The sequence below is a fragment of the Glycomyces tritici genome (genome assembly GCF_030403505.1).
Map to the genome: position 1 here is coordinate 141,616 of NZ_JAUEMJ010000001.1, position 20,567 is coordinate 162,182.

The window sequence follows — 20,567 nt, forward strand, 5'->3', positions numbered from 1 at the left end:
ACGAACGGACTCGGATGTCGACTCGCCGGGGGCCCGCGAACACCCCCTAGGCCGCCGCCCGCACCGGTTGGAAACCCGACGAAAACACCGTGCCACGTCGTGTCGGTTAAGCTCCGGACGTGACGTTGCCCCAGCTGTACCTCGTAGTGCTGATCGGCTGCGTCACCGTGCTCCTCTCCATCGCGGCCCTGCGCGCGACGCAGCGGCTCGGACTCCCGGCGCTGCTGGTGTTCCTCGGTGCGGGCCTGGTCCTCGGCGAGGACGGCGTCGGCATCCCGTTCGAGGACTTCGAACTCGCCCAGGCGCTCGGCACGTTCGCACTGGCGCTCATCCTCATCGAGGGCGGCCTCTCGACCCGCTGGCAGGCGATCCGCAAGCAGGTGGCCCCCGCCGGCATGCTCGCGACGGTGGGCGTCGGCGTCTCGGTGGCCGTCACCGCGCTCGGCGCGCACTTCCTGCTCGGCTTCGACTGGCAGCTCTCGCTCACCATCGGCGCGGTCGTCGCCTCGACCGACGCGGCGGCGGTCTTCTCGGTGCTGCGCGGCATCGGACTGCCGAAGCGGCTCAGCGGCACCCTCGAAGCCGAGTCGGGCTTCAACGACGCGCCCGCGGTGATCCTGGTGCTCGCGTTCTCGGCCGCCGCGGGCATGCCCGAGCCGGGGCACCTGTTCGGCGTCCTCGTGTGGGAGCTCGCCGCCGGCTCGCTGATCGGCCTCGCGATCGGCTCCGGCGGCGCCTGGCTGCTGCGGCGCCTGGCACTGCCGGTCTCCGGCCTCTACCCGCTGGCGGTCTTCAGCCTCGGCCTGGCGGCCTTCGCGGCCGCCGGGGCGCTGCACGCCTCCGGGTTCATCGCCGCCTACCTGGCGGCGCTCGTGCTCGGCAACTCGCGCCTGCCGCACCGGGCCGCGACGCAGTCGTTCGCCACGGGCCTGGGCTGGATGGCGCAGCTCGGCATGTTCGTGATGCTGGGCCTGCTCGCCTCGCCCTCGAACCTGCTCGACGCGATCGTGCCGGGCCTCGTCCTCGGCGTGGTGCTCACCCTCGTCGCGCGGCCTCTCGCGGTGTGGGTCTCCCTGCTGCCCTTCAAGTTCACGCGCAAGGAGCAGGTGCTCCTGTCATGGGCGGGCCTGCGCGGCGCGATCCCCATCGTCCTGGCGACGATCCCGCGCGCGGCGCACCTGCCCGGCGCGCAGCAGCTCTGGGACATCGTGTTCGTGCTCGTGGTCGTCTTCACGCTGCTCCAGGGCCCGACCCTGCCGTGGGTGGCGCGGCGGCTCGGCCTCTCGCAGGAGGACATCGTCCAGGAGATCGAGATCGAGACCGCCCCGCTCGACGCCGTGGACGGCGAGGTCCTCACCATCACCGTCCAGAAGGGATCGGGTCTGGCGGGCATCAGGATCTTCGAGCTGCGCCTGCCCGAAGGCAGCGCCGTCGCCGGCGTGGTGCGCGGCGACCGCCTCTTCGTCCCCGCCAATGCCGACCGCCTCCGCTCGGGCGACCAGCTCATCATCGTCACCAACCCCACCCTCCGCGAAGCGACCGAGCAGCGCCTCACGGCGCTGGCCCGCGCCGGCCGGCTCGCCCGCTGGCTCGGCGAGACCGGCAAGGACTGAGCACACGAGAGGGCCGGGACGTCGCCGCCCCGGCCCTCATTCGCGCTTGCTTACGCCTCTTCGGTTGCGGCCGAAGGGCCCTCGTTGACCCGCGACTCGACGAAGCCGGCGACGTGGGCGATCGCCTCGTCCGCCGGGACGCCGTTGCGCTGCGAGCCGTCGCGGTACCGGAACGAGACGGTGCCCGCGTTCTGGTCCTCGTCGCCCGCGATGATCATGAACGGGATCTTCTGCAGCTGCGCGTTGCGGACCTTCTTCTGCATCCGGTCGTCCGAGTGGTCGACCTCGCCGCGGATGCCCGCCGCCCGCAGCTTCCCGAAGAACGCCTCCAGGTAGTCGGCGTTCTCGTCGCGCACCGGGATGCCGACGGCCTGCACCGGGGCCAGCCACGCCGGGAACGCGCCCGCGTAGTGCTCGGTGAGCACCCCGAAGAACCGCTCGATCGAACCGAACAGCGCCCGGTGGATCATGACCGGCTGCTTGCGGGTGCCGTCGGCAGCCGAGTACTCGAGGCCGAAGCCGACCGGCTGGTTGAAGTCCAACTGGATGGTCGACATCTGCCAGGTGCGGCCGATCGCGTCCTTCGCCTGGACGGAGATCTTGGGGCCGTAGAAGGCCGCCCCGCCCGGGTCCGGGACCAGGTCGAGGCCCGACTCCTCGGCGACCTGCCGCAGGGTCGCGGTCGCCGACTCCCACAGCTCGTCGTCGCCGATGAACTTGTCCGAGTCGCCCTTGGTCGAGAGCTCCAGGTAGAAGTCGTTGAGCCCGTAGTCGCGCAGCAGCTGCAGCACGAACTCCAGCAGGCTCCTGATCTCGCCGGGGGCCTGCTCCTCGGTGCAGTAGATGTGCGCGTCGTCCTGGGTCAGGCCGCGCACGCGGGTCAGGCCGTGGACCACCCCGGACTTCTCGTACCGGTACACGGTCCCGAACTCCGACAGACGCAGCGGCAGCTCGCGGTACGAGCGCCCGCGCGAGCGGAAGATCAGGTTGTGCATCGGGCAGTTCATGGCCTTGAGGTAGTAGTTCGCGCCCTCGAGCTCCATCGGCGGGAACATGGTGTCCGCGTAGTACGGCAGGTGCCCCGAGGTGTGGAACAGCCCTTCCTTGGTGATGTGCGGGGTGTTCACCACCTCGTACCCGGCCTGGCGCTGTCGTTCGCGCAGGTAGGACTCCATCTCGTGGCGGATGATCGCGCCCTTGGGGTGGAACACCGGGAGCCCGGAGCCGAGCTCGTCGGGGAACGAGAACAGGTCGAGCTGCTGCCCGAGCTTGCGGTGGTCGCGCTTCTCGGCCTCGGCCAGGCGCGCGAGGTAGTCCTTCTGGTCCTGCAGGGTCGGCCAGGCGGTGCCGTAGATGCGCTGGAGCTGCGGGTTCTTCTCCGAGCCCATCCAGTACGCGGCGGCCGAGCGCATGATCTTGACCGAGCCGATGAGCTTGGTCGAGGGCAGGTGCGGGCCGCGGCAGAGGTCGCCCCAGACGCGCTCGCCGTTGCGGTCGTGGTTGTCGTACGCGGTGAGCTCGCCGCCGCCGACCTCCATGACCTCGTCGGCGTCGGTGCCCTCGCCCTTGGTCTCGATGAGCTCGAGCTTGTAGGGCTCGTTCGCGAGCTCGGCGCGGGCCTCGTCGAGGGACGCGTACTTGCGGCGGTGGAAGGTCTGCCCCTGCTTGATGATCTGGAGCATGCGCTTCTCGACGGCCTTGAGGTCGTCGGGGTTGAACGGCTCGGCGACGTCGAAGTCGTAGTAGAAGCCGTCGGTGATCGGCGGGCCGATGCCCAGCTTGGCCTCGTGCAGCTCCTGCACCGCCTGCGCCATGACGTGCGCGGCGGAGTGGCGCATGACGTTGAGCCCGTCCGGGCTGCCGAGCGGCACGGGCTCGACCTTGGTGTCGGCGTCAGGGGCCCAGGAGAGGTCGCGGAGCTGGCCGTCGGCGTCGCGGACGACGACGATCGCGTTCGGCCCGTTGCCGGGGAGCCCGGCCTCGGCCACCGCGGCAGCGCACGTGGTGCCGGCAGTCACCCACAGCGGTTCTATGACGGCTGGGCTGCTGTGATTCGGCGCTGCGGATGCCACGGTTCTCCTCGTTCGGTGCTGGTCATCGGAGTTTCCGATGTCGGATAACGGGTCCATGGTAGTAGCCGCGGCGCTGTGGACTCCATCGCATTGGGGCTGCCGCAGGCGTGGCGGAGATTCCTTCGCGTCCGGACTTGACCTTGGTCCTGGCACCAAGGTTTACGGTCGTTGCATGACCGCAGCAATCGCCGCCACCTTGACGGTCGGAAGGCTCGCCGAAGCGGTGGGCGTCTCGACCGACGCGATCCGCCACTGGGAGCGCGAGGGCCTGTTCCCCGCGCCCGAGCGCAGCGCCGCCGGCTACCGCCGGTACGGGCCCGAGGCGCTGGACCGGGCCCGGTTCATCCGGGCCTGCCAGCGCGCGGGGCTGCGCCTGGCCGACATCGGGGACCTGCTGGCCGTGCGCGACACGGGCTCGTGCCCGTGCGAGCCGGCCGGGCAGCACCTGGAGCGGCGCATCGGCGAGATCACGGCCGAGATCGTGCGGCTGGAGGGCTTGCGGAGCCAGCTGACGGACATGCTGCGGGCGGTCGACGCGGGCGGGTGCGATGCGCCGCTGCCCGAGAACTGGTGTCCCCCGGGCTCGGCGCGCGTGCCGAGCCGCGGATCCGATCAGGTCGCCGATGGAGGTGAGTGTCGATGATGATGACCGATGAGTGCTGCACCTGCTGCAACGACAGTGCGTGCGACTGCGCCGGTGAGGCGTGCTGCCACGGCTGCTGCGAGAAGTAGTCGGAGCAGACGCGTTCGCCGCGGTCCCGGGTCGGGACCGCGGCGAGTGCGTTTTCGGCGTGTCACGGAGCGTCTTCGCAGATCGGGCGTCGCGAGGCGCCCCCGGTTCAAGGGTCCGACGCGTCGTCGTCGTTCGGGCGCGCCTCGGCGGTGCTGCGCGAATCGGATGTTCGCAGGACCCCGCCTCGGCTTGCGAGCCGTGGATGAGCACCGGTCAAGGGCGCCCGAGGGGTCCGACGGTGTCGGCCGGTCGGTCGCCTTATTTGACCGTGAGGACGATCTTGCCGAAGTGGCCGCCCGCGCCCATGAGCCGGTGGGCTTCGGCCGCTTCGGTCAGCGGCATCCGGGTGGTGACCACCGGTTCGATCTCGCCGGAGTCGAGGGCGGGCCAGACGCGTTCGAAGGCTTCAGCGAGGATCTGGCGGCGCTGCTCGATGGGGCGGGCCCGGAGTGTGGTGCCGGTGATGGTCGCGCGCTTGGCGAGGAGGCCGCCGAGGTGGATCTGGGCGGCGGTGCCCTGCTGGAGGCCGATGATCGCGAGGCGGCCGTCCTGGGCGAGGGCCTTGAGGTTCGGCTCGAAGTAGGCCGCGCCGATCACGTCGAGGATGGCGTCGGCCCCGCCCGCTTCCATGGCGAGCGCGGCGAAGTCCTCGCTGCGGTAGTCGATGACCCGGTCGGCTCCGAGCGCCTGCAGGCGCTGGGTCCATTCGGCGCGCGCGGTCGTCCAGGTCTCGGCGGCGGCGAGCTTCTTCGCGAACTGGATCGCGAAGGTGCCGATGCCGCCCGCGCCGCCGTGCACGAGGACGCGGCGCTTGCGGTCGGCGTCCGCGTCGAGGAGGTAGCCGAGGTTCGAGTAGACGGTGGCGGCGACTTCGGGCAGTCCGGCCGCGTCCACGAGGGCGACCTTCTCGGGCCTGGGGAGCACGAGTCCGGCGTCCACGGTGACGTACTGGGCGTAGCCGCCTCCGGGGAGCAGGGCGCAGACCTCGGCGCCGAGGAACGAGGCGTTGTCGTCGCTGCCGACGTGGACGATCGTGCCGGAGACCTCGAGTCCGGACCAGGCGGGCGCACCGGGCGGGCTCGGGTAGTGGCCGGCGACTTGGAGGAGGTCGGCGCGGTTGACGCCGGCGGCGGCGACCTCGATGAGGACTTCATCGGGGCCGGGCGCGGGCTCGGGCACCTGGGCGGCGGTGAGGCGGCCGTCGGCGACGGACATGGCAAGCATCCCCGCATAGTAGGACTCCGGTCGGAGTCACCGGCGTGATACCCGTCGGTACGTCACGTTAGTCCCGTTTGGATTTGCGAGATCCCTTGTGCTGCAACGGATTAGGGACGTTCGCTCGAATGTCCAGGGAAGAGGTGCGCATCGGGGTCGATCGCGACCGCGGCGTTGTTCACCGCGGTGGCGGCCTCGCCGAAGCCGGTGGCGATGAGCTTGACCTTGCCCGGGTATGCCGCGATGTCGCCGGCGGCGTAGACGCGCGGCAGGTTGGTGGCCATCGTGGAGTCCACCGCGATGCAGCGGCGGTCGAGTTCGAGGCCCCACTCCCCCAGCGGCCCGAGGTCGGCGGTGAAGCCGAGGGCCGCCACGATCGCGTCGGCCGGGAGCTCCCGGGTCCCTTCGTCCTTCACGTCCACCGTGACCCCGCTGACCGTCTCGGTGCCGTGCACGGCGGTCACCTGCGCGTTGACGACCACCGGCACCCCGAGTTCCCGCACCTGGTCCACAGTGGCCTGGTGGGCGCGGAACTTCTCGCGGCGGTGCACGATCGTGGTGCTGCGGGCGATGCCGTGCAGGGCGATCGCCCAGTCGAACGCGGAGTCGCCGCCTCCCACGATCACCACGTCCTGCCCGGCGTGGGCGGCGAGTTCGGGCACGAAGTAGACGATGCCGGCGCCGTGGAAGCCCTCGGCCGCGGGCAGGGGGCGGGGCGCGAAGCTGCCGAGCCCGCCGGTGATGAGCACGGCCTGGGCCTCGATGCGCTGGCCGGCATCGCCTTCGGAGGGCTCGAGTTCGAGCACGGGGGCGCCGTCGCGGTACTCGAGCCGGCTCGCCTGGCGGCCGAGGAGGTACTGCGGCTCGAACGGGGCGGCCTGGCGCAGGAGGTTGGCGACGAGGTCGCGGCCCTTGATCGAGGGGAATCCGGCGACGTCGAGGATCTGCTTCTCGGGGTACATGGCCGTGATCTGGCCACCCGCTTCGGGAAGCGCGTCGAGGACGGCGGTCGTGAGGCCGCGGAAGCCCGCGTAGTAGGCGGCGAAGAGGCCCGAGGGGCCGGCTCCGACGATCGCGAGGTCGACGGTGAGGACGGGCATGGACGATCACCGACTCCGTTGTAGGGACACGTTCCGACATCCTAGCGACGCGGCGGCCCCCGTGGGGCTTCGCGGAGGCGGACCTCCGCGAAGCCCCTTCGGTTCACACCGTGCGGAACGGGCCGGTCACCTCGAAGGTGACGCCGGCGGAGCTGGAGCCGGAGGTGCCGCGCTGGGACGAGAAGTAGAGGCGGTTCCCGGCCGGGTTGAACGCGGGGCCGGTGATCTCGGAGGAGCCGTGGCCGGAGAGGCGCAGGAACGGCGCCACGATGTCGTCGGGCGTGATGATGCAGATCTCCATGTTGCCGCCGTCCTCGGCGACGAACAGGTCGCCGCCGCCGGGGGCGCCGGTGATGTTGTCGACGCCGGTGAGCGGCGCGCTGGAGGTCAGGTTGTCGTCGTAGGCGATGGCGATGGTGTTGTTCACCGCGTCGTAGGCCCAGACCCGGTTGTCGCCCTTGGTGGTGAAGAAGCAGACGCCGTCGGCGTAGTGGCAGCCCTCGCCGCCGTTGAAGCGCTTGGTGTTCGCGACCTGGTTGCGGGTGGCGGTCGGCGAGCCGTCCGGGTCGGGCACGTTCCTCCAGGTGAGCGCCCCGCCGGACTCGGTGAGGACCTGGAGCTGCCCGGAGGCGAGGTTCCCCCAGGTGGTGGGCTTGAAGCGGTAGAACGCGCCGTCGGAGACGTCCTCGGTCAGGTAGACCACGCCCCGGTCGGGGTCGCATGCGGCGGCCTCGTGCTTGAAGCGGCCCATGGCGGCCCGCTGCACGGCGGCGTTCACGCCGAACGGGTCGGTCTCGTACACGTACCCGCGGTCGACCTCCTCGCACGAGAGCCAGGTGTGCCAGGGGGTCGCGCCGCCGGCGCAGTTGGTGCGGGTGCCGCTGAGGATGCGGTAGGCGTCGACGACGTTCCCGGCGGCGTCGAAGCGCAGCGCGCCGGCGCCGCCGCCGGTGGAGAGCTCGGCGTTGGACACGTAGATCCAGCCGTTCCCGTCGGCGAAGCACGCGCCGCCGTCGGGGGCGCCGTGCCAGGTGTAGGCGGTGCCGGGCACGGTCTGGGAGGAGCGGGCGACGACGCGGGAGGTGAAGCCCTGCGGGAGCATCACGCCGTTGGCGTCGGCGGACTGGAGGGAGCCGTAGGGGCTCGGTCCGGTCTGGACGGGGTAGGCGGCGAACGAGGGGCGGGTCATGGTGAAGCCGAAGGCGACGGAGCCGGTGCCGACCACGGCGGCTCGGAGTACGTTGCGTCGGTGCATGAGCGGTTCCTTTGCGGGCGAAACTGATGGGGGGAGGGATCGCTTGCCCGTACACCGTAGGGAACTCGGCCCGTAGGGCGTGGCAACGCTGCAGGACGGGTCGGTGATGACTCGATGACCGGGACATGAACGCTTTTCACCGCCGATCGGACCCGCGTCCTGGATTAGACTTCGGACCGCAGCCGACAGGAAGGCGGACGAATGACCGCAGCGACACCCCCGACCGCCCCCGGCAAGACCGCCCTGATCACCGGCATCACCGGCCAGGACGGCTCCTACCTCACCGAGCTGCTGCTCGCGAAGGGCTACACGGTCCACGGGATCGTCCGGCACGCGTCCTCGCTCATCGCCAACACCTCCCGCCTCGAGGCGGTCTACCAGGACCCGCACGAGACCGAGCGCAAGCTCTTCCTGCACAAGGGCGACCTGACGGACGCGGGCATGATGGTGAACCTCGTCCGCGACGTGCGGCCCGACGAGATCTACAACCTCGCCGCCCAGAGCCACGTGCGCGTCAGCTTCGACCTCCCCGAGTACACGGCGAACGTGACCGCGCTCGGCGCCATCCGGCTCCTGGAGGCCGTGCGCGCCAGCGGCATCGACACCCGGATCTACCAGGCGTCCACTTCGGAGATGTTCGGCACGGCCGCGCCCCCGCAGGACGAGACCACGCCCTTCCACCCCCGCAGCCCCTACGGGGTCGCGAAGGTCTACGCGCACTGGGCCACCGTGAACTACCGCGAGTCCTACGGGATGTTCGCCGTCAACGGGATCTCCTTCAACCACGAGAGCCCGCGCCGCGGCGAGACGTTCGTGACCCGCAAGATCACGCGCGCCGTCGCGCGGATCGCGGCGGGCCTGGAGCAGAAGGTCTTCCTCGGCAACATGGACGCCGTGCGCGACTGGGGCTACGCGCCCGAGTACGTGGAGGCGATGTGGCTCATGCTCCAGCACGACGAGCCGGTCGACTACGTGATCGCCACCGGCAGGCCCGCGACGGTGCGCGACTTCGCCGAGGCCGCGTTCGGCCACGCCGGGCTCGACTGGCGCGACCACATCGAGCACGACGCGCGCTACGAGCGCCCAGCGGAGGTCCCCGAGCTCATCGGCGACCCGTCCAAGATCGAGCGCGAGATCGGCTGGAAGGCCCGCGTCCACTGGGACGAACTGGCACGGATCATGGTCGACGCCGACCGCAAGGCCCTGTGATCTGGTTACCCTCGTGGCATGACAGATCCCAGCGCTCCGACCGACCAGGTCGAACTGAACGACGGCGTCGCGATGCCCCGCATCGGCTACGGCACCTACAAGGTGGGCGACGACGAGGCCCAGCAGGCCGTCGAGGCCGCGCTCGCCACGGGCTACCGCCTGATCGACACGGCCGAGATGTACGGCAACGAGGTCGGCGTCGGCCGCGCGGTCGCCGCCTCCGGCGTCCCGCGCGAGGAGGTCTTCCTCACCACGAAGGTCTGGAACGACCACCACGGCGCCGCGGCCGCCCGCGCCGCGCTCGAAGCCTCGCTGGAGCGCCTCGGCACCGACTACCTCGACCTGTACCTGATCCACTGGCCCTCCCCCAAACAGGGTCTGTACGTCGAGACCTTCGAGGCCCTGCTCAAGGCCAGGGAGGAGGGGCTTATCCGCTCGGCGGGCGTCTCGAACTTCCTGCCCGAGCACCTCGACCGCGTCCATGAGGCCGCGGGCGTGTACCCCTCGGTGAACCAGGTCGAACTGCACCCGTACTTCAACCAGCGCGAGCTGCGGGCCTGGCAGGCCGAACGGGGCATCGCCACCGAGTCGTGGGGCCCGCTGGGCCAGCGCACCGGCTCGGTGCTGGCCGAGCCGGCGGTCGCGGCGGCGGCCGAGGCGCACGGGAAGACCCCGGGCCAGGTCGTGATCCGCTGGCACCTGCAGCACGGCTGCGTCGTGATCCCCAAGTCCTCGAAGCCGAGCCGCATCGCCGAGAACTTCGACGTGTTCGGCTTCGCGCTCACCGAGGACGAGATGGCGGCGATCGACGGGTTGGAGACCGGCGAACGGCAGGGCATCGACCCCGGCGGCAACGAGCGCTGAACGACGCGGACGGGGCGGGTGGCCTGGCCACCCGCCCCGTCCGCGTCTCGAGTGCTATTCGATCGCGATGCCCGCCGCGAGCCGCCGGAGTTCGGCCACATGGCCGTCGAAGGCGGCCTTGCCCGCGGGGGTGAGGGCGGCCCAGGTGCGGGTGCGCCCGTCCAGAGGGGACTTCTTGACGGTGAGGTACCCGGCGTCCTCCAGTGCCTTGAGCTGCTTGCTGAGGACGGAGTCGCTGACGCCGAGGGCTTCGCGCAGGGCGGCGAACTCGACCTCGTTCGTCGCCGAGAGCATCGAGCAGATCCGCAACCGGTTGGGCGCGTGGATGATTTCGTCGAACTGCGGCTCGGTCATGAGGTCTCGCGGAGTTCGGCCCGGAGCACGTTGTCGTAGTGGCGGCCCCAGAACGTCATGGTCAGGGCGACCGCGAGGCCGGTGAGCAGCGCGGTCCAGCGGATCTCCAGGCCGATGCTGAACATCGAGCCGGCGATCGTGATCACGAGGGTGGTGGCGAACAGGAGCATCATGGTGCGGCGGGCCCTGGGGCCGCCGCCGAAGCCGTTCATCCAGACGCCGGTCTTGCGGCGGTAGGCGCTCATCAGGAGGTAGACGCCCACGGCGTAGACCGCGAGGACGCCGATGAGGGTGGGGAACGAGACGCCGCTCGTCGCGACGGCGATGAGTCCGCCGATGAGGACGCCGAGCACGGGGTGGTACCACCAGGGGGTGATGAGGCGGTCGGCGATATCGGAGCGGGACTCGTCCACGGCGGCGAGGGCGGCTCGGGCTTCTTGGGGGCTCAGTTGACTTTCCATGTCGGAAAGTCTAGCCCAGGACTTTCCATCACGTCAAGTCGGGACTTTCCATAACGGCAAGTTTCTCGCGCTGCGCTGCTGTGCAATCGCGTGCCAAGTGAGTAGGCTCGCGCGCATGAGCGAACTGAGCACAACGATCACCTTGTCCGGCGGCGCGGAGATCCCCCGCTACGGCTACGGCACCTTCAGGATCGACGACGGCACCGACGTGCAGTCCGCCGTCGCGACCGCCCTCGAGACCGGCTACCGGCTCGTCGACACCGCGGTCGGCTACCAGAACGAGGCCGGCGTCGGCCGGGCGATCAAGGAGTCCGGCGTCGCCCGCGGCGACGTCTTCCTCACCAGCAAGACCTGGGAGCACGGCTACGACGAGGTGCGCCGCAACCTCGAGGAGTCCCTCGAGCGGCTCGGCACCGACTACCTCGACCTGTACCTCCTCCACTGGCCGCGCCCGCAGGTCGGCAAGTACGTCGAGTCCTGGCGGGCGCTGCTCGACGCCCGCTCGGAGGGCCTGCTCCGCTCGGCCGGCGTCTCGAACTTCACCATCGAGCACCTCGCCCGCTGCGAGGACGAGACCGGCACCGCCCCCGAGATCAACCAGGTCGAGCTCCACCCGTACTTCAGCCAGCCCGAACTGCGCGCCTGGCACGAGGCGCACGGCGTGGTCACCGAGTCCTGGGGGCCGCTGGGCCTGCGCGCGGGCGGCCTGTTCGACGAGCCCGCGGTGCGGGCCGTCGCCGAAGCCCACGGCCGCACTCCCGCGCAGGTCGTGCTCCGCTGGAACCTCCAGCGCGGCAACGTCGTGATCCCCAAGTCGGTCACGCCCGAGCGCATCCGCGAGAACTGGGAGGTCCTCGACTTTTCCTTGTCCGACAAGGACCTCGCCGAGATCGATGCCCTCGACACCGGCATCCGCCAAGGCGGCGACCCGCTCGAAGTGCACTAGCGCAGCCAGACGCCGTCGGCGGCTCCTCGATGTGCCGCCGACGGCGTTCGCCGTTCGAGCCGCGCGCGGGCCGCACCGGCCCGGCCTTCCAGCACGAGCGCCACCGCAACGCCCGCGATGACGAGCCGGACGGCCCAGACCCGAGCGGCCCCCAGCCGGGCGTCAGAACTCGACTGTCCAGGTACTCGGCGGCACCGCGCCTGCGATTTCGAACCGTTCTCCGCTGGCCGCTTCGGCGAAGTCGCCGCTCGGGCTGAACTGCACGATGTTCCGCCTGCAGGTGACGAGCCGGCCGTCGCCTGATCGACCGAAACCGACGTCTTCGAAGTCGAACCCGTCGAATTCATCGGTCCCGAATCCGAGCCGGCTGTAGTACGCCGCAACAGGATCGATCTGCTCACCCGTGCGCAGATCGAGGCCTCGCGCCCGGCCCGAGTAGGGCAGGCAGGATTCCGTTGTGTATTCGGGGCACGACGGGATCTTAAAGAATCACCCGAGGTGACGCCCAAATAGGCGGTCACGCTCAGTCAATCATCCGATACCGTGTCGAACCGCCCACAATGCCGCCTGCGTGCGGTCGGCGGCCCCGATGCGTCGCAGGAGGTTCGTGACGTGGGTCTTCACCGTCTTCTCCGAGACGCCGAGCGCGCGGGCGATCTGGCGGTTGGTCTGGCCCTTCGCGATCAAGCCCAGGACCTGGCTCTCACGCGGCGTGAGGGCCGGCGCGGACGGGCTGCTCCCGTTGCCGCTCATCAAGCCGCGCATGGCGACCGGTGAGAGCAGCAGCTGGCCGGCGTGGACGGTGCGGATGGCGCTCGCCAGCGCGTCCGGGTCGATGTCCTTGTACACGAAGCCGGCCGCGCCGGCGGCGATGGCGTTCGGGACGTGTTCGGCGTCGGTGGCCGAGGTGAGGACCAGGACGCGCGGGCCGTCCTGGTCGAGGCGGTCGAGCACGCCCTGGCCGTCGAGGCCGGGCATCTTGAGGTCGAGGAGGACCACGTCGGGGCGGGTGTCCTCGATGGCGCGCAGGGCCTCTTCGCCGTCGCCCGCTTCGCCGACGACGGTGAAGTCGGCTTCGAGTTCGAGGTAGCCGCGCAGGCCGCGGCGGACCACGGGGTGGTCGTCGACGAGGAGGAGCCGGATCTCAGCCATGGTCGTCCGCTTCGGTGTCGGTGGGGCCCTCGAGTTCGAGGGTGACGACGGTGCCTTCGCCGGGGGCGGTCTTGAGGTCGAGGTCGCCGCCGAGTGCCTTGGCGCGCTCGCGCATGGAGAGGAGGCCGAGTCCGCGGGTGGCGGCTTCGGCGGCGTCGAAGCCGCTGCCGTCGTCGGTGATGGTGATGCGCTCGGATTCGACGGCGACGGCGACGTGGCGGGCGCGGGCGTGCCGGAAGGCGTTGCTGAGGGCCTCCTGGACGAGCCGGAGCACTTCGACCTCGCCGTCCCGGGAGAGGTCCACTGGGGAGCGGACTTCGAAGGTGACCTCGGTGTCGTGCAGGCGGTCCAGGAGCGTGACGTGCCGCCGGAGCGTCTCGACGAGGCCGTGCGCGTCCAGGTCGGCGGGCCGGAGCTCGACGATGACGGCGCGCAGCTCGGCGATGGCCTCGGCCGCGAGGTCTTCGACCTCGCCGAGGCGGCACGCGGCGGCCTCGGGATCGGTCGGGGCGAGTTTGCGGGCGGCCCGGGCGGAGAGCCGCAGGGAGAAGAGGCGCTGCATGACGGCGTCGTGGAGTTCGCGGGCGAGGCGGTTGCGCTCTTCGACGACGGTGAGTTCGCGGCTGCGCTCGTACAGGCGGGCGTTGGTGATCGCGATCGCCGCGTGCGAGGCGAGCAGTGCGATGAGGTCGGTGTCGGACTCGCTGAAGCCGGGTCTCCCGAGGTCGTTGGTGAGCACGACGATGCCGAGGGTCTGCCCGCAGTCCTGGATGGGGACGCCGAGCAGCGCGGCCATGGTCGGGTGGGCCTTCGGCCACCACTGGAAGCGGGGGTCGCGGCGCAGGTCGTCGAGGCGGATCGGCTCGCTCTCGGCGAGGATCGCGGCGAGCATCCCGTGCTGGCGCGGGAGCGGGCCGATCTTGAGGCGCTGCTCCTCGCCGATGCCGTCGGTGATGAACTCGGCGAATCCGCCCTCGTCGTCGGGGATGCCGATGGCGGCGTAGTCGGCGCCCACGAGGCGGCGGGCCGAGGAGACGATCACCTCGAGCACCTGGTGCACGGACAGGTGCCGGGTGATCGCGCCGACGGCCGCCGACACCTCGTGCAGCAGGGCGGTCGCCGCTTGAGCGGGATCGGCGTTCTCGGAGGCGGTCACGCTGCCAATCTAGTCCACCGGGCAATGTCCGGGCTTCGGTCGCTGGTCCTAGGACCTGCGCCGCAGGCGCGACCGCGACCTCGGCCCGATGCGCCCCGCCGGCCCCGGAAATAGCGTGGGGCCATGAGTGAAGCACCGCTGCCGCAAGTCGACGACCGCACCGCCATCGTCACCGGGGCCTCCGCGGGCCTCGGCGAAGCCCTGGCCGAACGGCTCGCCGCCTCCGGCTGGAACCTGATCCTGACCGCCCGCGGCGAGGAGCGCCTGGCCCGCGTCGCCGAGCGGCTCAACGCCCGCTACCTCGCCGGGGACGTGACCGACGAACTGCACCGGCGGGAGCTGGTCGCGCTCGCCGGAGGCCGGCTCGACCTGCTCGTCAACAACGCGTCGACGCTCGGTGAAGTGCCGCTGCCGCTCCTCGCGGAGGCCGACCTGACCGTGTGGCCGCGCCTGTTCGAGATGAACGTGTGGGCCCCGATGGCCTTGGCGCAGTTGGCGCTGCCGACACTGCGCGAGCGCGGCGGGGCGATCGTGAACATCTCCTCCGACGCCGCGACGGGGCCGTATGCGACCTGGGGCCCGTACGGGGCGACGAAGGCCGCGCTCGACCAGGTGTCGAACGTGCTCGCGGCCGAGGAGCCGGCCGTCGCGGTCTGGGCGATCGACCCGGGCGAGATGTCGACCGCGATGCTCGCCGATGCGGTGGGCGAGGCCGACGCCGCCGAGGCGGATCCGCCCGCGCTGGCCGCCGCGGCGATCTACGCGCTCGCGGGCGCCCGCTGGTGCACCTGCGAGTGGCGGGCGCCCGAGAGCGGCCGGTACGCGGCCAGGGACTTCGACAAGCTGCACCGGCACACCCATGAGGAGGCGAGGGCATGAGTACGACGTTGACCTCCCCGTTCGAGTTCGCCCTGGACGCCGCGCTGGAGGCCGTCGAGCCCGCCGAGACGCGCGGCACGGCCCGCTCCGATGTGCGGCTCCTGGTGTCGGACAAGGCCCGCGGCGACATCCGCCATCACCACTTCGAGGACCTCCCGGCGCTGGTGCGCCCCGGCGACCTGCTCGTGGTCAACAACTCGGCGACGCTTCCGGCGGCCGTGCCGACCCGCCAGGGCCTGCGCGTCCACTTCTCCTCCACGCGGCCGGACGGCTCCTGGCTGGTCGAGCTGCGCGACCGGGACCGGCCGTTCCTCGGCGAGGTCCCCGGCGGGATCGTGGACCTGCCCGGCAAGGTGCCGCTGCGCCTGGAGCGGCGGTTCGGCAAGCGGCTGTGGGTGACCCGGCCCGCGATCGAGTCGGTCCCCGACTACCTCGCGCGGTTCGGCAAGCCGATCCGGTACTCGTACGTGGACCGCGACCGGCCGTTGGACGCCTACCAGACGGTATTCGCGACGGTGCCCGGATCGGCCGAGATGCCCAGTGCGGCAAGGCCGTTCACGCCGGAGATCGTCACGCGCCTGGTCTCGGCCGGCGTCGGGATAGCGCCCGTGACCCTCCACACCGGGGTGGCCTCGCTGGAGAGCGACGAGGACCCGTACCCGGAGTGGTTCGAGGTGAGCGCCTACACGGCCCGGAACGTGAACACCGCCAAGGAGTCCGGCGGCAGGGTCATCGCGGTCGGCACGACCGCGGTGCGGGCGCTGGAGAGCGCGGTGGTCGACGGCGAGGTCGCCGCGGCCTCGGGCCACACGGACCGGATCATCTCCCCCACGCACCCGGTCGAGGTCGTCGACGGCCTGCTCACCGGCTTCCACGAGCCGCGCTCGACCCACCTCTCGATGCTGGAGGCCATCGTCGACACCGACCTGCTGCGCGACTCGTACGCTGCGGCGATCGACGCCCGCTACCTGTGGCACGAGTTCGGCGACGTCCATCTGATCGCCTGAGGCGCAGCCGGCCGTAAGCAGCGCAGCGGTGGCCGCGACGTGCGGCTCCGGTGGTCGGCCTGCCTCTCGGCGGCGTTCTGGATGCTCCAGATCAGCGTCGCGCTCCACCTCCTCGCGGTCGCGGGGACGGCGGCGCTCGCCGCGGTCCAGCCGGCCGGGTTTCGGCGCGCCTCTCACTGGCCGAGCTCGGCGCGGCCCTCGGCCGGCCACCCGCACCGCCCTCGGCGTCACCGCCGGACTGCTCGCAGCGGCCACCGGTATCGCATGGTGGCCGCTTGCGGGCAGGCGAGCGCAAGCCGCATACCGTGAGGCCGGCCTGGTGTGACGAGGTCAGTGGCATCCCGATGGCCCCTCCCCGACCGGGTCGGTCCACCAGGTGGTGTCGCAAGGGCCGTGGCCGGGTGACGCCGGAAGTCCTCATGGCCCCGGCACCGGTCCCGACGTCCGTGCAATGCAGGCAGATGGCCAGAGGCTTATGTCGTAGTCTGCTTACCACCATCTCGTTCACCTACACGGATTCCGTATCCCTGTACGTACCTCAATCGTCCCCAAGGACAGCACCAGCGACAACATCCACACGGGGAGAAGGGCTTCACGTTTCGCGCCCCGGATAAGTCCTTCGCCTACGCCCCAAGGCGAACCGACCCGCCACCCGCGAACCGCCCCTGCCCGCCTCCCGCCCCCGCGTCGCCGCCCGCTCGAACACCGACCCTCCGCCACCCGCAGGCCGGACGCGATCGCACGGGAGCCGAGCAGCGCCCGCCGCCGAACCGCGGCAGTACCATCGGGGCGTGGCAAAACGTTTCGGGCGTGATCGTGAATTCGCGGAGGCCGACCTCGGGCTCGGGGGCGGCGCCAAGCGCAAGCGCCGGCTGATCCCGGACTCCCCTGGGGTCGCGGTCTTCAGCGCGCTGGTCACGTTGGCGCTCGCCGTGGTGCTGTTCATCGTGGCGCTGCCGGGTGAGGAGCGGGCGCTCGTCTACGACGGCGAGGAGGTCAGCTCCACCGCGCTCTGCGAGACCACCGGGCCGGACGGCGAGGCCGTCAAGGGCGCGTGCGCCGAGCTCGGCGAGTTCGAGACGCGCCAGACCGGCTGGGTCGTGCCCGCCGCCGTCGCGGCGGTCGTGCTCGCGGCGCTGGCGATCGTGGTCCTCGCCGGGGTTCCCGCGCAGGTCAGGGCCGCTCGCAAGGAGCAGGAGACCGCGCGGGAGTTCATGACCGACGAGGACCGGGGCCAGGCCCGCTAGTCGACGTAGATGTCGGGCTGGAAGTCCTCCTGGCCCGGTACGACCGCGTAGCCGGAGAGGTCCGTGACGCCTTCGGCGGCGAGCACGTCCTCCACCATGACGGCGTTCCCGGTGTAGTCCTTCGGGTCCTTCGCGAGGACGGCCAGCGCCGCGTCGGCCACGATCTCGGGCTTGCGGCTGCGGTCGAGCATCGGCTGGCCGCCGAGGGCGAACGCGACGGCGGCGGTGGCGATGGTCGTCTTGGGCCACAGGCAGTTCGCGGCGACGCCCGGTTCGGTCTCGGACGCGCCGAGGGTCATGATCGTCATGCCGTACTTGGTGGCCGTGTAGGGCCCGCCCGCGAACCACTTGGGGTCGGTGTTCAGCGGGGGGCTGATCGTGAGCAGGTGGGCGTGGTCGGAGCCGCGCAGGTACGGGAGGGCGGCGCTGATGGTCGCGAAGGTGCCGCGCATGTTGACGCCCGTGATGAGGTCGAACTTCTTCAGGCTGAGTTCGCCGATGCCGGTGAGGTCGAGCGCGGAGGCGTTGTTGACGCAGATGTCGAGTCCGCCGAACGCCGCGGCGGCGGTGTCGACGGCCTCGCCCACGGATTCGGCGTCGCGCAGGTCGCCCACGATCGGGAGGGCGTGCCCGCCGGCGTCCTCGATGAGCTTCGCGGTCTCGTAGAGGGTCCCGGGGAGTTTCGGGTGGGGCTCGCCGGTCTTGGCGAAGAGCGCCACTTTGACCCCGGCCGCGCCGAGCGCGACGGCGATGGCCGCGCCGATGCCGCGGCTGGCGCCGGTGACGAACGCGGCGCGCCCGCTCAGGTTCGACATGCTCTCAGCTGGCGCTGTGATGGCTGGCTCCATTGCTCTGCCTCCAAGTGTTCGGTGTCACCCGAATACTACTAGTCAGTAACTTCTGGCGGAAGGCCGCTCGACACGACACTCCGATCCAATGCTGAACGCCAGCTGAGAGCGCGTCCAGAACTCCCCTGGAAACGCCTCCGAACCCTTTCGACCCCGCAGAGGGTGCAATAAGCTGGCCGAACGATTCGGGTGTGCGGACAACCGACCGCGGTCCGACACGAGTACTGAGGAGCGGTGGATGACTTCGACCAGCGGGCCAGCCGGGGCTACACCGCCTGCGGTGCCGCTCAGGGGCGACGGGTCCCCGGCGCGACTCCTCGTAGTGGATGACGAGGAGAGCCTGGCCGACCTGCTGGTCGAAGCCCTGTCCTTCCAGGGGTACGACGTCACCGCCGCCCGCTCGGGCACCGAGGCGCTCGCCTCGCTCGAGAAGGTGCGCCCCGACCTGGTCATCCTCGACGTGAACATGCCCGGCCTCGACGGCTTCGGCGTGGCCGACCGGATGCGCGCCTCCGGCGACGAGACCCCGATCATCTTCCTCACCGCCCGCACCGCCCCCAGCGACCTGCGGGACGGCTTCGGCTCCGGCGGCGACGACTACCTGATGAAGCCGTTCCGGCTCGAGGAGCTGTCCCTGCGCGTCTCGGCGGTCCTGCGCCGCACCATCGGCAAGGAGTCGCCCTCCACGCGCGGCGGTGACACGGTCGCCGTCGCCGACCTCATCCTCGACCTCTCGGCCCACCAGGTGACCCGCGACGGCAAGACGATCGACCTCTCCCCCACCGAGTTCCGGCTCCTGCGCTACCTCGCGGCCAACACCGGCCGCGTGGTGTCCAAATCGGAGCTGCTGCGCCAGGTCTGGGGCTACGACTTCGAGACCGAGTCGAGCCTCGCCGAGACCTATGTGTTCTACCTGCGCCGCAAGCTCGACAAGCTCGGCCCGCGCCTCATCCACACCGTCCGCGGGGTCGGCTACATGCTGCGCCCGCCGCAGGCATAGCCCGACATGGCCATCAGGACCAAGATCGCCGCGGCCATGGCGGTCCTCCTCATCGTCGCGGTGAGCATCATCGGCTTCGTCACCGTCCAGACCGTCTCGAGCCACTTGACCGACCAGCTCGACTGGAAACTGCACGGCCTGGTCGAGCAGGGCACCTTCAGCCTCTCCAGCCCCGATGCCGCCGACGGCGACACCGCCGGCGAGATGCCCTACAGCGAAGTCGCGATCATGATCTTCGACGACAGCGGCCGGCTCGTCGAGGCCCGGTCCGCCGGGTTCGCGGACGACCCGTACTCACTGCCCGACATCGAAGGGCCACCGCACACCAAGGACAGCTTCACCGTCGACAGCGAAGGCGGGGCCACGACCTACCGGGCCGTGTCCACCGGCGAGGTCGCCATCAAGGGCGTCTCGGGGACCTACACGATCGTCTTCGCCATCCCGACCTCCAGCGTCGAGGCCACCGTCTCGACCCTGACCCGGACCGTCCTCGTCACCGGCTTCATCGTCGGCGCGCTCGGCATCCTCATCGCCTGGGGCGTCACCCGGCGCGGCCTGCGCGTGGTCGACCACATGGTGGCCGACGCCGAGCACGTCGCCTCCGGGAACCTCGACCACCGCATCACCGCCGCCGACCCGCGCACCGAGATGGGCCGGCTGTCCTTGGCGCTCAACCGGATGGTCTCGCGCCTCACCGACGCCATCACGCAGCGCGACCGCCAGCACGAGCGCCTGCGCCAGTTCGTCGCCGACGCCGGACACGAGCTGCGCACCCCGCTCACCGCGATCGGCGGCTACGTCCAGCTCTACGAATCCGGGGCCACCCCGCCGGGCGAGAAGCTCGACCGGGCCATGAGCCGCATCGGCAGTGAGAACGCGCGCCTCGCGAAGCTCGTGGACGACCTCATGGTCCTCTCCCGCCTCGACGAGGAGGTGGGCGGCGACCGCGAGCTGGTCGAACTCGCCCAGCTCGCGCAGGACGCCGTGGACGACGCCGAGGTCGCCGACTCCACGCACCCGATCAGCCTCACCGCGAGCCGGCAGCTCACGGTCGTCGCGAACGAGGGCCAGCTGCGGCAGGTGCTGGTGAACCTCCTGACCAACGCCCGCGTCCACACCCCCAGCGGCACCGCCATCGACGTCTCGGTCGCCGAGCACGACGGCTGGGCGGTCCTGCGCGTCGCCGACCACGGGCCCGGCATCCCCGCCAAGCACCGCCAGAAGGTCTTCGACCGGTTCTACCGGGCCGACCCGTCGCGCTCGCGCGCCACCGGCGGCTCCGGGCTCGGGCTCTCCATCGTGTCGTCCATCGTGGCCTCGCACGGCGGCGAGATCCGCCTCGACAGCGAGCCCGGCGAAGGCACCTCGATCGAGGTGCGGCTGCCGATCGCACGCCTCGAATAGCGGGCCCGGCACCCTGTTCAAGAGCGCTTTCGACGGTGCCTTCGGCAAGGGC

At 71.0% G+C, this 20,567-nt stretch carries 19 protein-coding genes; 10 read left to right on the forward strand and 9 right to left on the reverse strand.

All coding sequences use genetic code 11. The features are described 5' to 3' along the window. Window positions 1-119 precede the first annotated feature (119 nt). Window positions 120-1,613: a potassium/proton antiporter gene (locus QWI33_RS00630; RefSeq protein ID WP_289953861.1), complete on the forward strand. Its 1,494-nt coding sequence runs from the start codon at window positions 120-122 to the stop codon at window positions 1,611-1,613. A 50-nt stretch (window positions 1,614-1,663) separates the two neighbouring features. On the opposite strand, the gene thrS is transcribed toward QWI33_RS00630, so the two are convergent. After that, window positions 1,664-3,742 carry a threonine--tRNA ligase gene (gene thrS / locus QWI33_RS00635; protein WP_435367542.1) on the reverse strand — a complete coding sequence of 693 codons (2,079 nt, stop codon included), beginning with the start codon at window positions 3,740-3,742 and terminating at the stop codon, window positions 1,664-1,666. A gap of 115 nt (window positions 3,743-3,857) precedes the next feature. Between thrS and QWI33_RS00640 the strand changes: the two genes are divergently transcribed. After that, window positions 3,858-4,328, forward strand: coding sequence for a MerR family transcriptional regulator (locus QWI33_RS00640; RefSeq protein ID WP_289953866.1), 471 nt, complete (start codon window positions 3,858-3,860; stop codon window positions 4,326-4,328). Between the two features lie 348 nt (window positions 4,329-4,676). Here the strand turns inward: QWI33_RS00640 and QWI33_RS00645 are convergent, their stop codons facing one another. From QWI33_RS00645 to QWI33_RS00655, 3 genes are all read right to left on the reverse strand, one after another. Continuing rightward, on the reverse strand, window positions 4,677-5,642 hold the full coding sequence (locus tag QWI33_RS00645) for an NAD(P)H-quinone oxidoreductase (protein ID WP_289953868.1): 966 nt from the start codon (window positions 5,640-5,642) through the stop codon (window positions 4,677-4,679). A 101-nt stretch (window positions 5,643-5,743) separates the two neighbouring features. Then, entirely contained in the window at window positions 5,744-6,733 is a 990-nt protein-coding gene (locus tag QWI33_RS00650; RefSeq protein WP_289953870.1) for an NAD(P)/FAD-dependent oxidoreductase, read from the reverse strand. 103 nt (window positions 6,734-6,836) lie between these two features. Next, window positions 6,837-7,988 (reverse strand): alkaline phosphatase PhoX, encoded by a 1,152-nt coding sequence (locus QWI33_RS00655; RefSeq protein WP_289953872.1) that lies wholly within the window; start codon window positions 7,986-7,988, stop codon window positions 6,837-6,839. Between the two features lie 201 nt (window positions 7,989-8,189). Here QWI33_RS00655 and gmd point away from each other — a divergent pair, with 201 nt between their 5' ends. Together gmd and QWI33_RS00665 are read left to right on the forward strand one after the other, a co-directional pair. Continuing rightward, the gene (gene gmd / locus QWI33_RS00660; protein WP_289953874.1) at window positions 8,190-9,197 is read left to right on the forward strand and encodes a GDP-mannose 4,6-dehydratase; all 1,008 of its coding nucleotides are present in this window, start codon (window positions 8,190-8,192) and stop codon (window positions 9,195-9,197) included. Window positions 9,198-9,215: 18 nt separating this feature from the next. Continuing rightward, window positions 9,216-10,061: an aldo/keto reductase gene (locus tag QWI33_RS00665; protein ID WP_289953875.1), complete on the forward strand. Its 846-nt coding sequence runs from the start codon at window positions 9,216-9,218 to the stop codon at window positions 10,059-10,061. Window positions 10,062-10,115: 54 nt separating this feature from the next. Here QWI33_RS00665 and QWI33_RS00670 read toward each other — a convergent pair whose 3' ends face one another. Then, entirely contained in the window at window positions 10,116-10,415 is a 300-nt protein-coding gene (locus QWI33_RS00670; RefSeq protein ID WP_289953876.1) for a winged helix-turn-helix domain-containing protein, read from the reverse strand. Further along, window positions 10,412-10,876, reverse strand: coding sequence for a hypothetical protein (locus QWI33_RS00675; protein ID WP_289953878.1), 465 nt, complete (start codon window positions 10,874-10,876; stop codon window positions 10,412-10,414). Before QWI33_RS00675 ends, QWI33_RS00670 begins: the two co-directional genes overlap by 4 nt. A 115-nt stretch (window positions 10,877-10,991) precedes the next feature. Here QWI33_RS00675 and QWI33_RS00680 point away from each other — a divergent pair, with 115 nt between their 5' ends. Beyond that, on the forward strand, window positions 10,992-11,822 hold the full coding sequence (locus tag QWI33_RS00680; RefSeq protein ID WP_289953880.1) for an aldo/keto reductase: 831 nt from the start codon (window positions 10,992-10,994) through the stop codon (window positions 11,820-11,822). Between the two features lie 531 nt (window positions 11,823-12,353). Here QWI33_RS00680 and QWI33_RS00685 read toward each other — a convergent pair. Beyond that, the gene (locus QWI33_RS00685; RefSeq protein WP_289953882.1) at window positions 12,354-12,974 is read right to left on the reverse strand and encodes a response regulator; all 621 of its coding nucleotides are present in this window, start codon (window positions 12,972-12,974) and stop codon (window positions 12,354-12,356) included. Then, a complete protein-coding gene (locus tag QWI33_RS00690; RefSeq protein WP_289953884.1) occupies window positions 12,967-14,130 on the reverse strand; it encodes a GAF domain-containing sensor histidine kinase in 1,164 nt (387 codons plus the stop codon). Before QWI33_RS00690 ends, QWI33_RS00685 begins: the two co-directional genes overlap by 8 nt. Before the next feature lie 123 nt (window positions 14,131-14,253). Here QWI33_RS00690 and QWI33_RS00695 point away from each other — a divergent pair, with 123 nt between their 5' ends. The 3 genes from QWI33_RS00695 to QWI33_RS00705 all read left to right on the forward strand — a co-directional run bounded on the left by QWI33_RS00695 (window position 14,254) and on the right by QWI33_RS00705 (window position 17,263). Further along, window positions 14,254-15,009 (forward strand): SDR family oxidoreductase, encoded by a 756-nt coding sequence (locus tag QWI33_RS00695; protein ID WP_289953885.1) that lies wholly within the window; start codon window positions 14,254-14,256, stop codon window positions 15,007-15,009. After that, the gene (locus QWI33_RS00700) at window positions 15,006-16,016 is read left to right on the forward strand and encodes an S-adenosylmethionine:tRNA ribosyltransferase-isomerase (RefSeq protein ID WP_289953886.1); all 1,011 of its coding nucleotides are present in this window, start codon (window positions 15,006-15,008) and stop codon (window positions 16,014-16,016) included. Before QWI33_RS00695 ends, QWI33_RS00700 begins: the two co-directional genes overlap by 4 nt. A 791-nt stretch (window positions 16,017-16,807) precedes the next feature. Then, entirely contained in the window at window positions 16,808-17,263 is a 456-nt protein-coding gene (locus tag QWI33_RS00705) for a hypothetical protein (RefSeq protein ID WP_289953888.1), read from the forward strand. On the opposite strand, the gene QWI33_RS00710 is transcribed toward QWI33_RS00705, so the two are convergent. After that, window positions 17,260-18,078 carry an SDR family oxidoreductase gene (locus QWI33_RS00710; RefSeq protein WP_289953890.1) on the reverse strand — a complete coding sequence of 273 codons (819 nt, stop codon included), beginning with the start codon at window positions 18,076-18,078 and terminating at the stop codon, window positions 17,260-17,262. The genes QWI33_RS00705 and QWI33_RS00710 overlap by 4 nt on opposite strands. Before the next feature lie 355 nt (window positions 18,079-18,433). Here QWI33_RS00710 and QWI33_RS00715 point away from each other — a divergent pair, with 355 nt between their 5' ends. After that, window positions 18,434-19,111, forward strand: a complete 678-nt coding sequence (locus QWI33_RS00715; RefSeq protein WP_289953892.1) for a response regulator transcription factor — start codon at window positions 18,434-18,436, stop codon at window positions 19,109-19,111. Between the two features lie 6 nt (window positions 19,112-19,117). Then, window positions 19,118-20,515 carry a sensor histidine kinase gene (locus QWI33_RS00720; RefSeq protein ID WP_289953894.1) on the forward strand — a complete coding sequence of 466 codons (1,398 nt, stop codon included), beginning with the start codon at window positions 19,118-19,120 and terminating at the stop codon, window positions 20,513-20,515. The last annotated feature ends 52 nt before the right edge of the window (window positions 20,516-20,567 follow it).

Bases quoted from the DNA above. Each gene is read 5' to 3' on its own strand.
- QWI33_RS00710 (WP_289953890.1), bottom strand. From the start codon at position 18,078: ATGTCGAACCTGAGCGGGCGCGCCGCGTTCGTCACCGGCGCCAGCCGC.
- QWI33_RS00695 (WP_289953885.1), top strand. From the start codon at position 14,254: ATGAGTGAAGCACCGCTGCCGCAAGTCGACGACCGCACCGCCATCGTC.
- thrS (WP_435367542.1), bottom strand. From the start codon at position 3,742: ATGGACCCGTTATCCGACATCGGAAACTCCGATGACCAGCACCGAACG.
- QWI33_RS00665 (WP_289953875.1), top strand. From the start codon at position 9,216: ATGACAGATCCCAGCGCTCCGACCGACCAGGTCGAACTGAACGACGGC.
- QWI33_RS00650 (WP_289953870.1), bottom strand. From the start codon at position 6,733: ATGCCCGTCCTCACCGTCGACCTCGCGATCGTCGGAGCCGGCCCCTCG.
- QWI33_RS00675 (WP_289953878.1), bottom strand. From the start codon at position 10,876: ATGGAAAGTCAACTGAGCCCCCAAGAAGCCCGAGCCGCCCTCGCCGCC.
- QWI33_RS00670 (WP_289953876.1), bottom strand. From the start codon at position 10,415: ATGACCGAGCCGCAGTTCGACGAAATCATCCACGCGCCCAACCGGTTG.
- QWI33_RS00685 (WP_289953882.1), bottom strand. From the start codon at position 12,974: ATGGCTGAGATCCGGCTCCTCCTCGTCGACGACCACCCCGTGGTCCGC.
- QWI33_RS00645 (WP_289953868.1), bottom strand. From the start codon at position 5,642: ATGCTTGCCATGTCCGTCGCCGACGGCCGCCTCACCGCCGCCCAGGTG.
- gmd (WP_289953874.1), top strand. From the start codon at position 8,190: ATGACCGCAGCGACACCCCCGACCGCCCCCGGCAAGACCGCCCTGATC.
- QWI33_RS00720 (WP_289953894.1), top strand. From the start codon at position 19,118: ATGGCCATCAGGACCAAGATCGCCGCGGCCATGGCGGTCCTCCTCATC.
- QWI33_RS00640 (WP_289953866.1), top strand. From the start codon at position 3,858: ATGACCGCAGCAATCGCCGCCACCTTGACGGTCGGAAGGCTCGCCGAA.
- QWI33_RS00700 (WP_289953886.1), top strand. From the start codon at position 15,006: ATGAGTACGACGTTGACCTCCCCGTTCGAGTTCGCCCTGGACGCCGCG.
- QWI33_RS00655 (WP_289953872.1), bottom strand. From the start codon at position 7,988: ATGCACCGACGCAACGTACTCCGAGCCGCCGTGGTCGGCACCGGCTCC.
- QWI33_RS00680 (WP_289953880.1), top strand. From the start codon at position 10,992: ATGAGCGAACTGAGCACAACGATCACCTTGTCCGGCGGCGCGGAGATC.